This window comes from Streptomyces turgidiscabies Car8 (assembly GCF_000331005.1).
GTDB classification, from domain to species: domain Bacteria; phylum Actinomycetota; class Actinomycetes; order Streptomycetales; family Streptomycetaceae; genus Streptomyces; species Streptomyces turgidiscabies.
On sequence record NZ_AEJB01000131.1, the window covers coordinates 44,601 to 57,194 of the forward strand.

General features: G+C 67.7%; 9 protein-coding genes. 5 read left to right on the forward strand and 4 right to left on the reverse strand.

The features are described 5' to 3' along the window. The first annotated feature begins 39 nt into the window (after positions 1-39). Positions 40-1,494: a peptidoglycan D,D-transpeptidase FtsI family protein gene (locus STRTUCAR8_RS08415; protein ID WP_006375124.1), complete on the forward strand. Its 1,455-nt coding sequence runs from the start codon at positions 40-42 to the stop codon at positions 1,492-1,494. A 108-nt stretch (positions 1,495-1,602) separates the two neighbouring features. Here STRTUCAR8_RS08415 and STRTUCAR8_RS08420 read toward each other — a convergent pair whose 3' ends face one another. Next, positions 1,603-3,054, reverse strand: a complete 1,452-nt coding sequence (locus tag STRTUCAR8_RS08420) for an NCS2 family permease (RefSeq protein ID WP_006375077.1) — start codon at positions 3,052-3,054, stop codon at positions 1,603-1,605. A gap of 289 nt (positions 3,055-3,343) precedes the next feature. Between STRTUCAR8_RS08420 and STRTUCAR8_RS08425 the strand changes: the two genes are divergently transcribed. The 3 genes from STRTUCAR8_RS08425 (at position 3,344) to STRTUCAR8_RS08435 (ending at position 6,640) form a co-directional block, all read left to right on the forward strand. Continuing rightward, entirely contained in the window at positions 3,344-3,910 is a 567-nt protein-coding gene (locus STRTUCAR8_RS08425) for a SigE family RNA polymerase sigma factor (protein ID WP_006375069.1), read from the forward strand. After that, a complete protein-coding gene (locus STRTUCAR8_RS08430; RefSeq protein ID WP_006375105.1) occupies positions 3,907-4,773 on the forward strand; it encodes a hypothetical protein in 867 nt (288 codons plus the stop codon). Before STRTUCAR8_RS08425 ends, STRTUCAR8_RS08430 begins: the two co-directional genes overlap by 4 nt. 181 nt (positions 4,774-4,954) lie before the next feature. Beyond that, positions 4,955-6,640 (forward strand): rhamnogalacturonan lyase B N-terminal domain-containing protein, encoded by a 1,686-nt coding sequence (locus STRTUCAR8_RS08435; RefSeq protein ID WP_006375073.1) that lies wholly within the window; start codon positions 4,955-4,957, stop codon positions 6,638-6,640. Between the two features lie 124 nt (positions 6,641-6,764). Here the strand turns inward: STRTUCAR8_RS08435 and STRTUCAR8_RS08440 are convergent, their stop codons facing one another. Beyond that, a complete protein-coding gene (locus STRTUCAR8_RS08440; protein ID WP_006375096.1) occupies positions 6,765-7,919 on the reverse strand; it encodes a right-handed parallel beta-helix repeat-containing protein in 1,155 nt (384 codons plus the stop codon). Between the two features lie 248 nt (positions 7,920-8,167). Between STRTUCAR8_RS08440 and STRTUCAR8_RS08445 the strand changes: the two genes are divergently transcribed. Beyond that, complete coding sequence (locus tag STRTUCAR8_RS08445; RefSeq protein WP_006375108.1) at positions 8,168-10,441, forward strand: glycoside hydrolase family 43 protein; 2,274 nt, start codon at positions 8,168-8,170, stop codon at positions 10,439-10,441. A gap of 19 nt (positions 10,442-10,460) precedes the next feature. Here the strand turns inward: STRTUCAR8_RS08445 and STRTUCAR8_RS08450 are convergent, their stop codons facing one another. Continuing rightward, positions 10,461-11,255, reverse strand: coding sequence for an HAD family acid phosphatase (locus STRTUCAR8_RS08450; protein ID WP_006375068.1), 795 nt, complete (start codon positions 11,253-11,255; stop codon positions 10,461-10,463). Positions 11,256-11,410: 155 nt separating this feature from the next. Then, complete coding sequence (locus STRTUCAR8_RS08455; RefSeq protein ID WP_006375084.1) at positions 11,411-12,535, reverse strand: right-handed parallel beta-helix repeat-containing protein; 1,125 nt, start codon at positions 12,533-12,535, stop codon at positions 11,411-11,413. Positions 12,536-12,594: the final 59 nt, after the last annotated feature.

A 12,594-nucleotide genomic window follows, 5' to 3' on the forward strand; every position in this document is an offset into this window, starting at 1 on the left:
AGGGGAACGTTCCGTCCGGCGCCGCTCGTCTTCAGGCGGATGAACAAAACGATCAGGCGCGCCTCCGTCTTCACACTGCTGCTCGTGCTCTCTCTGCTGGTCAGGGCGACATGGGTGCAGTTCTACGACGCGAAGGCGCTCGCGGACGACAGCAGGAACCGGCGGAACGCGATCGCGTTGTACGCGAACCCGCTCGGGAACATCATCGTGGCCGGCGAGTCGGTCACCGGCTCGAAGGAGACGAACAGCGGGGATCTCAGGTACCAGCGGACGTACACGGACGGCAGCCTCTACGCGGCCGTGACCGGGTACAGCACGCCGCTGTTCACGCCGACGCAGCTGGAGGGCATCTACAAGGACGTCCTCGACGGTTCGGACAGCAGACTCACGACCGTCATGGACACGGTCACCAAGGAGCATGCCGCCCCGGGGAACGTGATCACGACGATCGACCCCGACGTCCAGAAGGCGGCGTCCGCGGCGCTCGGTGACAAGAAGGGCGCGGCGGTCGCCATCGACCCGAAGACCGGCAAGATCCTCGCCATGGTCTCCACTCCGTCGTACGACCCCTCGACGATCACCGGTGCGAACGACGGCGACACCTGGACCAAGCTCAACGAGGACCCCGACAAACCGCTGGTCAACCGGGCGATACGGCAGCCGCTGCCGCCGGGCTCGACGTTCAAGCTGGTGGTCGCGGCGGCGGCTCTGGAGGACGGGCTGTACGGGTCGGTGGACGACCGTACGGCCAGCCCGGACCCGTATCCGCTGCCGGGTACGACCCGTGAGCTGACGAACGAGAACCCGGACGCGCCCTGCGCGAACGCCACGATCCGGGTCGCGCTGCAGTACTCCTGCAACAACGTCTTCGGGAAGATGGCCGTCGACCTCGGGCAGGACAAGGTCAGGGAGATGGCGGAGAAGTTCGGCTTCAACGACGAGAAGCAGGACGTGCCGGTGCGGGCGTACCCGAGCGTGTACCCCTCGGACATGGAGAAGTCGCAGACCGCGCTGACGGGCATCGGGCAGTTCGATGTCACGGCGACGCCGCTGCAGATGGCCATGGTGTCCGCGGCGATAGCCGACGGCGGCAAGCTGGTCTCGCCGCACATGGTGTCGCAGGTCACGAACTCGGACGGGGATGTGCTGGAGGACTACGACAGCGAGGCGTCGACGAAGGAGATCGTCAGCTCCCGGACTGCTGAGCAGCTTCAGTCCGCCATGCAGACGGTCGTCTCCGACGGGACCGGGACGAACGCCCGGATATCCGGTGCGACGGTGGGCGGCAAGACGGGGACGGCTCAGCACGGGGAGAACAACAGCCAGACGCCGTATGCCTGGTTCACGTCGTATGCGAAGTCCCAGTCCAACGGGAAGGAGGTCGCCGTGACGGTGCTGGTCGAGCAGTCGGGGGCGGCCCGGTCCGAGGTGAGCGGGAACGGGCTGGCGGCGCCTGTGGCCAAGGCGATGATGGTTGCTGCGCTGGCTGGGTGAGGGATTTTGGGTGCTGCGCCGTCGTGGCTGGTCGCGCCCACGCGGCGGAGCCGCAAATTGTGACAGCCCCGCGCCCCTGAACGCAGCGCGGGGTCCCACCTCCGGAACCTACTTCGTGCCGAAGAGCTGTTCGATCGGGTCGATCGCGAAGTAGATCAGGAACAGGGCGCTCGTGCCCCACAGGAGCCAGTGGACCTCCTTCGCCTTGCCGACGACCGCCTTGATGAGGACGTAGGCCAGGAAGCCGGCGCCTATGCCGTTGGTGATGGAGTACGTGAACGGCATCACCGCGATCGTCAGGAACGCGGGGATGGCGATCTCGTACTTGTCCCAGTCGATGTGCTTGACCTGGGTCATCATCAGGAAGCCCACCGCGACCAGGGCCGGGGCGGCGGCCTGCATCGGGACGATGGTCAGGATCGGCGTCAGGAAGAGCGCGCAGGCGAACAAGCCACCGGTGACCAGGTTGGCGAAGCCGGTGCGCGCGCCTTCGCCGACGCCCGCCGCCGACTCGATGAACGAGGTCGCCGAGGACGAGGAGCTCGCGCCGCCCGCGACCGCCGCCGCACCGTCGATGAGCAGCACACGGCCCAGGTTCGGGACCTTGCCCTCCTCGTCCAGGAGGCCGGCCTCGGCGGTGATGCCGACGACCGTGCCCATCGTGTCGAAGAAGTCCGACAGGATCAGCGTGAAGATCAGCAGGACGACGGTGATCACCGTGGTCTCGCCGAACGCGCCGAACAGGCTGAAGTGGCCGATCAGCCCGAAGTCAGGGGTGTCCGCGATCTTGTCGGGCCAGGCCGGCGTGGTCAGGCCCCAGCTCTTGACGTCGGCCACCGAGTTGATGACGAGCGCGAGCAACGTCATCGTGACGATGCTGATCAGGATCGCGCCCCGCACCTTGCGCGCGAGCAGGCCGATGGTCAGCAGGACGCCGAGACAGAAGACGACGATCGGCCAGCCGCTGAGCGTGCCCGTCCCGCCGAGCTGCACCGGGACCGTGGTGTTCGCGGCGTCCGGGATACGGCTGACGAAGCCGGCGTCGACGAAGCCGATGAACGCGATGAACAGGCCGATGCCCACCCCGATCGCCGCCTTGAGGGGCGCCGGAATGGCGTGCATGATCGCTTCTCTGAGGCCGGTCACCACAAGGACGCAGATCAGCAGGCCCTCCAGGACGACCAGGCCCATCGCGTCGTCCCAGCTCATCAGCGGGGCGATCTGGAAGGCGACCACCGCGTTGAGGCCGAGGCCCGCGGCGAGGGCGAGCGGGAGGTTGCCGCCGACGCCCATGATGATCGTCATCACCGCGGCCACCAGGGCGGTGGCGGTGACGAGCTGGACGCTGTCGAGCTGATGGCCGAACTTGTCCTTGGCGCTTCCCAGGATGATGGGATTCAGGACAAGGATGTAGGCCATCGTGAAGAACGTGGCGAAGCCGCCCCGTACTTCGCGAGCGAAGGTGGATCCCCGCTCGGAGATCTTGAAGAAGCCGCCGACGCTGTTCGCCGCGGGGGGCGCGCCCTTCGGCCGGTCAGCCACCTTCTGTGGTTCGGACATGGCGGTTGCTCCTCGTTGCCTTATCGATCTGTGTGCGGATGCTGGCTGGATTGTTCACGTGTTGAACCGTTCCCAGGTTTTCTCCGTGTTACGGAATCAGGATCGACCTGTTGTACGGCACTCGAAGGGCCTTACGCACGCCTGATACTCTCTCGGCTCTCGCGCCAAACGATCACCGTCTCTTCACCGGCGCACCACAGCGGCCGTATACGCGGGGCCGCCCGGGTACACCCGGCAGCCGCCGCCGGCCTGGGAGTACTCAGCGAAACCAAGGGGGGAGAGGTCGCCCGTGGGCACTGTCGTCGACGACGCAGCCTCTGTGGAGTTCCATGCCTTCTTCGAGCGGCACTACGCCGAACTCGCGCGCCTGGCCCACCTGCTGACGGGCGAGGCCGACGCCGCCGACGACCTGGCCGCGGACGCGCTGCTCGCGTTGTGGCACCGCTGGGACCGGGTGCGGGCCGCCGATCATCCGGTGGCGTACGCGCGCGGTGTGGTCGCCAATCTGGCCAAGACCCGTATCCGCAGCGCGGTCCGGGAGCGTCGGCGCATCACCCTGTTCTGGTCGCAGCGGGAAGAGAAGACGGAGAATCCCGACATACCCGGCGCCATCGATGTCCAGGCGGCCCTGCGCAGACTGCCGTTCCGCAAGCGGGCATGTGTGGTGCTCCGGCACGCCTTCGACCTCTCGGAGAAGGACACCGCGCTCGCCCTGGGAGTTACTGTCGGTACGGTGAAGAGCCAGACGTCCAAGGGAATGGCCGAACTGCAGCGGCTCCTTGGCACTGACGAGGCCCCGCTTCGAATGCGTACCCCTGTGCGCACCACCGGCGGAGCGGGAGGAACCAAACGATGAGGACGCCGCACGACGAGCTGCGCGCCGGGCTGCGCGACGCGGCCGAGGCGTACGAGCCCGACCGCGCGCGCATCCTCGCCCGGGTGGAGCGCGGTATGGCCGCACCCGAGGAGAAGCGTCCCCGGCGCCGGGCGACTCGTCCGCCGCTGCTGGCCTGGGCCCGGGTCGCGGGGGCGACCGCCGCCGTCTCCGGGATCCTCGCGATGGGCGGATACGCCCTGGCCTCCGTGGTGAAGAGCGACGAGACGCCGGCCGACCCGACCGTCTCGGTCTCACCGCTGCCCACCCCGTCCCCGGACGCGACCAGCCGGGCACCGATCCAGCCGGCCCCCGAGCCGTCCAGCGGCAACACCCACGACGACGAGCCGAGTTCGACACCGACGCCCACCCCGACGCCGAAGGCCTCGAACACCGTGGCCGCGCCGGACGCGAAGGGCACCGAGGACGGGCCGCTGTGGTCGGACGGCTCGGTCGATCCGCACAGCAACGACTTCTGGGCGCAGAGCAACGTCACCATCAAGACCTCCGAGCAGCTCACCGCTCTCACCGTCGAGTTGAGGATCGCCCAGACCGGCGGGGTCACCTCCGCGGGTGCCTGGCGGTCGGCGGCGGAGGACGACTTCGATCTGACGGTCGCCGAGCGCGACGGTTTCCTGGTCTACACGTGGGTGCTCAAGGACGGCCACAAGGTCTGGCCGGGTGAGTGGGTCTTCGCGGGCCAGTACGACCACACGCGCGGCGGCCGGGACGCGAAGGACGACACGTACACGGTGACGGGTGAGGCAGCGGGCGAACAGCTCGCCGTGAAGGGCGACTTCGCGGGTCAGGACGACCAGGACTCGTCCGACGAGGGCGATTCGTAGAGCCGGGCAGCGGCTCCCGAAGAATTTCGCCGGACACGGCAACCCTTTCCGCCCCGGTGGCGACCAAGGCGGAGAACCGTTCGAAACCGGCAGTGGTTCGTACGGAACCACCTACGGGTTCTGGCCATCTGTCATCACGTACGAGCAAGCGAATCTTCCAGCACGACGGAGTCCGGCAGTCTTGAGCACGCACAGGAGAAACCTCAGTCGCCGCAGGCTGCTGGCCGCTTCGGCCGTGGGCGTGGCCGGGACGGGCGCCGCGGTGGCGACCGGCAGCGGCCTGCTGTCGTCCGCGTCGGCGGCTACTTTCGGCCACACCGACGACGGCAAGAACTTCGTGATCAACACGGGCGCCTCACTCGTCTTCAAGATCTCCAAGTCGACCGGCGACCTCACGTCCCTGGTCTACCGGGGCAAGGAGTACGAGGGGTACGGCGGCAGGCACTCGCACGTCGAGTCGGGGCTCGGCGCGTCCACGGTGAGCATCAGGCAGTCCGGCTCGACGATCCTGGTGAAGGTCGCGCACGGGGCGATCACCCAGTGGTACGCGGCCCGCAGCGGCCAGAACAACGTCTACCTGTGGACCAACAAGGCGGACGCCTCCTTCACGGCGACCCGCTTCCTCGTCCGCCTCAGGCCGGGCATGTTCCCGAACGAGGGATCGGACTCCTGGATCGAGGCCTCCGACAAGATCATCGAGGCCGGGGACGTCTGGAAGCGGGCGGACGGCACCACACACTCCAAGCACTACTCCGGCAAGCGGGTCATCGACTACGACCACATCGGTTTCACAGGCGGTTCCGTCGGCCTGTGGCTCGTGCGCTCCAACCACGAGAAGGCGTCCGGCGGGCCCTTCTACCGCTCGCTGCTGCGCCACTCGAACGACAAGGGCGCGGGACTGTACGAGATCCTGCACTACAACGAGGCCCAGACCGAGCCGGAACGTTTCGGCCTGCAGGGTCCCTACGTCCTCTCCTTCACGGACGGCGGCGCTCCCTCGCCCTCCCTCGCCGCCGCCCGCCTCGACACCTCCTGGGTGGACGGGCTCGGCATCACCGGCTGGGTGGGCGCGGCCGGGCGCGGCAAGGTGGCCGGCGTCGGCATCAAGGGGATGGACGCGAAGTACCCGTACACCGTGGGCTTCGCGAACCCGGGCGCCCAGTACTGGGCGAAGGCCGCTGCCGGTACCGGCGCCTTCTCCTGCAAGGGGATGCTGCCGGGGACGTACACGCTGACCGTGTACAAGGGTGAACTGGCCGTGCGCACCGCTTCGGTGACGGTGAGGGCGGGTGGCGCGACCGCGCTGAACAGCATCACCGTGACCGGGGACCCGTCCGCCGCGAAGACGATCTGGCGGCTCGGGGACTGGGACGGCACACCCGGCGAGTTCAAGAACGCCAAGCTGATGACGTACGCGCACCCGGCGGACGCCCGCGCCGCGAAGTGGACGGGGAACGTCACCATCGGCGGCTCCCAGGCGGCGTCGGGGGACTTCCCGGCCTACATGTGGAGCGGCGTCAACGACGGCGTCCTCGTGTACTTCAAGCTGACCGCGGCCCAGGCCGCCGCCGCGCACACCCTGCGTATCGGCATCACGGACGCCTTCGCGGGCGGGCGCCCGCGCGTCACGGTCAACGACTGGGTGTCGGCCGTCCCCCTGGCGTCCACGCAGCCCTCGACGCGTTCTCTCACCACGGGTTCGTACCGGGGGAACAACCGTACGTTGACGTACAGCGTCCCTTCCAGTGCGTGGAAGACGGACCCGGGGCAGTACAACGTACTGAAGATCAACATCGTCAGTGGTTCGAGCGGCACGGCGTTCCTCAGCCCGGGCACCTCGTTCGACTGCCTGGATCTGCTGGCCTGAGCCCCCCTCGGCCAGTCAGAGAGCCCCCTGCCGGTGACGACCGGCAGGGGGCTCATTTCTGACACGTGGGTCTTCTTACGGATTGGGCTTCTTACGCGTGGGGGCTTCTTACGCATGTTGTACGTCAGTTCATGGTGGCCCCGACGGCCGTCGTGGCCACCGTCAGGAACGTGGTCGCCGGCAGTGAACCGTCGGGCTGACGGGGGCCGTACGCGGTCGTCGCGTCCTTCGACCTCAACGCCGGAGTCGGGACGCCGCTGTCCCAGTTGTCGGCGGCCGGGACGGTCGACGGGCCCAACTCGGCCGGTCCGCCCTGGTTGTTCACCGCGAGGTTCCTGGTGAGCCGGGCCCTGCCGGTGGCGAAGTAGAACCCCGACCGGGCGTTGGCGTAGGCGGTGTTGCGACGCAGCACGATCGCCGCGGTGTTGGAGTTCTCCGTGAACCCGTGCAGGTTGTTGTCCCAGGCCGCGTTGTCGTTGACGGCATGCGCGGCCGAGGCGCCTCCGCCGCCCAGCTTGAAGCCGTTGCCGTTGCCCTCGAAAGCGGGGTCCTTCCAGCGGTTCCTGCCGTTACCGAAGGCCCAGCTGTGCTCGACGGTGACGGGGGTGGAGAACTGCCAGAGGTCGATCCCGTCGTCCGCGTTGTCGTAGAGGCGCGCTCCGGTGATCCGGTTGCCGGTGCCGGAGCCGAACTTTATGGCGAGGCCGTCGGCGTTCCGGCCGTGGCCCGCCGGGTCGTAGTTGAGGTAACTGTCCAGGTTCTGGACGAGGTTGCCGGTGGTGCCGTCGCCGCGCAGGGTGAAGCCGGAGTCGCCGTTGCGCGCGGTGACGAGGTTCGTGAAGATCCCGCCGACGGACGAGGTGACGACGAAACCCTGGGCCGGGGAGTTCTGGAAGGTGAGGTTCCGGACCGTCCAGTAGTCGCCGTAGATCCCGGCCAGCCAGGAACCGGCGGGCAGCTTCGAACCGTCGATCCGCACCTTCTCGCCGCCGTACGCCTCCAGCGTGATCCGCGCCGAACTCGTGCCGTTCGCCGTCGACTTGAGGGTGGCCGTCGGGTAGTACGTACCGGCGCGCACCTGGATGACGCTGCCGGCCACCGCGTTCCTCACCGCGGACTCCAGCCCGGCGGTGCTGGACACCGTGACCGTGGCGCCAGTAGCACCGGCGCCGTCGGGCGAGAGGCCCAGGTAGACGCCACCCGCACCCGAGGACAGCGCCACCGCGGCGGCGATGGACAGGGTGCCGTTTCTGCGGTGCCGACCGCTGCCGATGCGCACGGGACGTTCCTTTCCTCGCCGGACGGGGACGCGAGCCGGGCTGCGGCCCCGATGAGGTGAGGTCGCAGCCCGGCTCTGCTGCCTTGTTGCCGCCCGGCCGAAAAGGGTTGCCATGATCCGCAGCACGGTCGCGTCGAAACTTTCGGTCCCACCGGCCTCGTCCGCACCGATTGACGCGCTGTCCCCCGCTGGCGAGACTCCGAGGACGATCACTCAACAGAAACCATCAGACTCCCACAGGATGTGTCATGCGCCCCCACCTCGCCCGCGCCTTCCTGCTCCCCCTCATCCCCCTGGCGGCCCTGCTTCTCGCCCTGCTCGCCGCCCCGCCCAGTCCCGCCGCCTCAGGAGCCCCACCCGTGACGCAGCAGAAGCCCGAGCAGACACCCGGGCCCAAGTCGACGCAGAAGTACGCCGGTTACCTGTTCGCCTACTTCACGGGCGAGGGCACGGCCGACGGTGAACAGATCCGGTACGCCCTCAGCCGTGGCGACGACCCGCTGCACTGGCGGGAGTTGAACGCCGGCAAGCCCGTCCTGACCTCCACCACCGGGGAGAAGGGGCTGCGCGACCCGTTCGTCATCCGCTCCCCCAAGGGCGACAAGTTCTACATGATCGCGACCGACCTGCGCATGTACCGGAACAGCAGCGGCAGTTGGGACGACGTCCAGCGGCACGGCAGCAGGTCGATCATGGTCTGGGAGTCGACCGACCTGGTCCACTGGACCGACCAGCGACTGGCCAGGGTGTCCCCCGAGGCGGCCGGCAACACCTGGGCGCCGGAGGCCTACTACGACAGGAAGCTCGGCTCGTACGTCGTCTTCTGGGCGTCGAAGCTGTACGCCGACGACGACCCCGGGCACACCGGCTCGACGTACAACAAGATGATGTACGCCACGACGAAGGACTTCCGTACCTTCAGCGAGGCGAAGGTCTGGGACGACCCGGGTTACTCGGTGATCGACTCGACTGTCGTGGAGCACAAGGGGACCTACTACCGCTACACGAAGGACGAGCGGGACCCCACCTCCAGCTCGCCCTGCGCCAAGTTCATCACCGGCGAGAAGTCGACGAGTCTGACCTCGACGAAGTACGACCTGGTCGCGGACTGCATCGGCAGCGGTGCGATGGACCGCGGTGAGGGTCCGACGGTGTTCAAGTCGAACACCGAGGAGAAGTGGTACCTGTTCATCGACGAGTACGGCGGTCGCGGCTACGTCCCCTTCGAGACCACCGACCTCGACTCGGGCAGGTGGACGGCGTCCACGAACTACCAGCTGCCGGCAAGTCCCCGGCACGGCACGGTACTTCCGGTGACCCAGAAGGAGTACGACCGGCTGCTGGCCGCGTATCCGTCGACGCCCACCTCGGTCGTGGACGTGACGGCGAAGGGCCAGAAGGGCTGGTCGATCGTCACCGAGGCCTCGTCGAAGGTCGTGCTGCCGATGCTTCCGGGCACCGATCTCACGCGCCTCGCACCGGAGTTGGCGGTGGGCACGGGCGCAACGGTGACCCCGAGGTCCGGCACCCGGCGCGACTTCCGCAAGCCGCAGACCTACACGGTGAGGGAGGCGGACGGGACGACCCGCGCCTGGACAGTCGAGGCGGTCCCGACCGGAAGCCCAGTCCTGCCCGGCCTCAACGCCGACCCGGACGTGCACTATCTGAACGGCGAGTACTGGATCTACCCGACGACCGACGGCTTCAACGGCTGGAGCGGGACACGGTTCAAGGCGTACTCGTCGAAGGACCTGGTCCACTGGAAGGACCACGGCGTCATCCTGGACCTCGGCGCGGACGTGTCATGGGCCGACAAGTACGCGTGGGCGCCTGCCATAGCCGAACGGGACGGCAAGTACTACTTCTACTTCTGCGCCGAGCAGCAGATCGGTGTGGCGGTGGCGGACTCCCCGGCCGGCCCCTTCAAGGACGCGCTCGGCAAGCCCCTGGTGGCGAAGGGCGGTTCGCTGCAGGGCCAGATGATCGACCCGGCGGTCTTCACGGACGACGACGGGACGTCGTATCTCTACTGGGGCAACGGGCACGGGTACGTGGTCCCGCTGAACGACGACATGGTGTCGTACGACGCCTCACAGGTGCGGGACATCACCCCGGACAACTTCCGCGAGGGATCCTTCGTGATCAAGCGGAACGGCACGTACTACTTCATGTGGTCCGAGGACGACACCCGCAGCGAGAACTACCACGTCGCCTATGCGACGGGACCGTCCCCGCTCGGCCCGTGGACCAAGAAGGGGACGATCCTGTCCAAGCGTCCCGAGTACGGCATCCTCGCCACCGGCCACCACTCCGTGGTGAACGTCCCCGGCACCGACGACTGGTACATCGTCTATCACCGGTTCGCCCTGAACGGGCCGGGGAAGCCGGGCGGCGACGGCATGCACCGTGAAACCACCGTCGACCGCCTGGAGTTCACGGCCGACGGTTCGATCCGACCGGTGGTACCGACCCTCACGGGGATCCGGCCGGTCAAGAACCTCACGAGCTGGAGAAACAGCTGAACCAGCTGAACCAGGTGGACTAGCTGACGAAGTACGTCGGGTTCGGGATCTTGTACGTCCTGTCGGCGTAGCCGCCGTCGAGGTCCGAGTACTGGTCACCGAAGTTGGCGATGACGTCGTAGCCGAGGTCCTCGATGTGCTTGCGGGTACCGGACTTGTACTGGACGGTCGTGCAGGTCCAGGTACCGGGCGTGGCGCAGGCGCTCAGGTAGGCGGGCGGGTTGGCCGCGTCCTTGAGGAACATGTGGTCGGCGTCGAGGTTGATGTCGGCGCCGACCTTCTTCAGGTTCGTGACGGCCGCGGCGCGCTGCGACTCCTTCAGACCGGAGTTGTAGAACACCTCGACGCCCTTGGCCTTGGCGTAGGCGACCAGCTCGGGCGTGCCGAAGACGGCCGGACGGTCTGCCTTGGCCACGTACTCGGCCCAAGTCGCCGAGTTGTACGTGTAGTTGGTCTTCTTCTCGTAGTCGAGGGAGAGCAGCAGGGTGTCGTCGATGTCGAAGACGACAGCGGGCTTCTTGCCCTTGTGGGGCTTCTTGTGCGCCGCCTTGTCGATGTACTTCTTCGCCGCGGACTCGATCCGGGCAAGGTCCTTGGCGTACGGGCTGGTGGCGGAGGCCTGGTACACGCCGGCGCTGTCGGCCGTGGTGCCGTAGTAGGCGTCGATCTCCCCGACCAGGAGCCCGATGTTGTGGGGCTCGTGCGTGGAGTTCGCCGTGGACTGACCGGCGGTGGCCGCGCCGGTGCCGTACAGCGCGGCGCCCGCGACGGCGCAGGCGACGGTGAGTGTCGCGAAACGGAGTGACTTATGCATGTCAGGTTTCTACGCGCGTCACCCTCGCGGTTGCCAGACCTTTTGCCTGATCTATATCAAGTCCATAGGGGTAGGAAACCAGCCATTGAGGAGCGAGGGGCGCGGCAGCGGCGCCGCACCCCTCGGTCCGTCTCGCAGCTCGCCCTGGCGGGCGGTCAGTTCATCGTCGCCCCGATCGTGCTGCTGCCCGTCGTCAGGAACGTCGTGGCGGGCAGTGTCCCGTCCGCCGCACGGGAGTTGAAGGTGGTCGACGCGTTCGTGGACACGAAGGACGGGGTCGAGATCCCCGAGTCCCAGTTGTTGCCGGACGAGGTGACCGACGAGCCCTTGCTCACCGTCCCGGAACTGTTGCCGACGGCCAGGTTCTTGCCGAGCCTGGCCGCTCCGGTGGCGAAGTAGTAGCCCCACTTGGCGTTGGCGTAGGCGGTGGTGCGGTTGATGACGATGGCGCCCTTGTTGCTGTTCTCGGTGAAGCCGTTGCCCGCGTTGTCCCAGGCTGCCGAGTTGTTGATGACATGGGCCACGGTCTCGCCGTCGCCGCCCAGCTTGTAGCCGTTGCCGTCGCCCGCGAACGCCGAGTCGGACCAGCGGTTCCTGCCGTTGCCCATCGACCAGGTGTGCTCGACGGTGACGGGGGACGAGAAGGACCAGAAGTCCATCCCGTCGTCCGAGTTGTTGTAGAGGCGGGCCCCGGTGATGAGGTTGCCGGCGCCGGAGCCGAACTTCACGGCGATGCCGTCGGCGTTCTCGCCGTGGTTGGCCGGATCGTAGTGGCCGTACGAGTCGATGTTCTTGACGGTGTTGTTGGTGGTGTTGTCGCCGGTGAGGGTGAAGCCGGAGTCGCCGCCGTTGATGGTCTTGATGTTGTTCCAGACCGTCGAGGCGCAGGACTGGCAGACGACGGCGCTGTCCGGCGAGTTCTGGAACGTGATGTTGGAGACGGTCCAGTAGTCGGCGGTCAGCTTGAAGATCCAGTCGCCGTCGGGCAGGTTCGACCCGTCGATCTTGACCGTCTCCGAGCCGTACGGCTGGAGGTAGATGCGGCTGGCGGACGTGCCGTTGGCCGTCGACTGGAGCGTGGCCGTCGGGTAGTACGTGCCCGCGCGCACCTGGATGGTGGTGCCGGCGGCGGCGCCGGAGATGGCGCTGCTCAGCTGGGCGGAGGTGGAGACGACCACGGTCGCGGCCTGGGCGGGGGTGGGGAGTACCGCGAGGCCGAGGCCTGCGGTGGCCACGGCGAGAGCGGTCAGGGAGCTGTTGACACGAGTGGTACGACGCATGACGTGCGGGTCCTTTCGTCGTAACGGGGACGGGAGCGGGGAGCGGTGGGGGGGGGTTG

What these genes read in the sequence shown, in the direction of transcription:
- STRTUCAR8_RS08415 (WP_006375124.1), top strand. Translation starts at nt 40, where the DNA reads ATGAACAAAACGATCAGGCGCGCCTCCGTCTTCACACTGCTGCTCGTG.
- STRTUCAR8_RS08420 (WP_006375077.1), bottom strand. Translation starts at nt 3,054, where the DNA reads ATGTCCGAACCACAGAAGGTGGCTGACCGGCCGAAGGGCGCGCCCCCC.
- STRTUCAR8_RS08430 (WP_006375105.1), top strand. Translation starts at nt 3,907, where the DNA reads ATGAGGACGCCGCACGACGAGCTGCGCGCCGGGCTGCGCGACGCGGCC.
- STRTUCAR8_RS08445 (WP_006375108.1), top strand. Translation starts at nt 8,168, where the DNA reads ATGCGCCCCCACCTCGCCCGCGCCTTCCTGCTCCCCCTCATCCCCCTG.
- STRTUCAR8_RS08450 (WP_006375068.1), bottom strand. Translation starts at nt 11,255, where the DNA reads ATGCATAAGTCACTCCGTTTCGCGACACTCACCGTCGCCTGCGCCGTC.
- STRTUCAR8_RS08455 (WP_006375084.1), bottom strand. Translation starts at nt 12,535, where the DNA reads ATGCGTCGTACCACTCGTGTCAACAGCTCCCTGACCGCTCTCGCCGTG.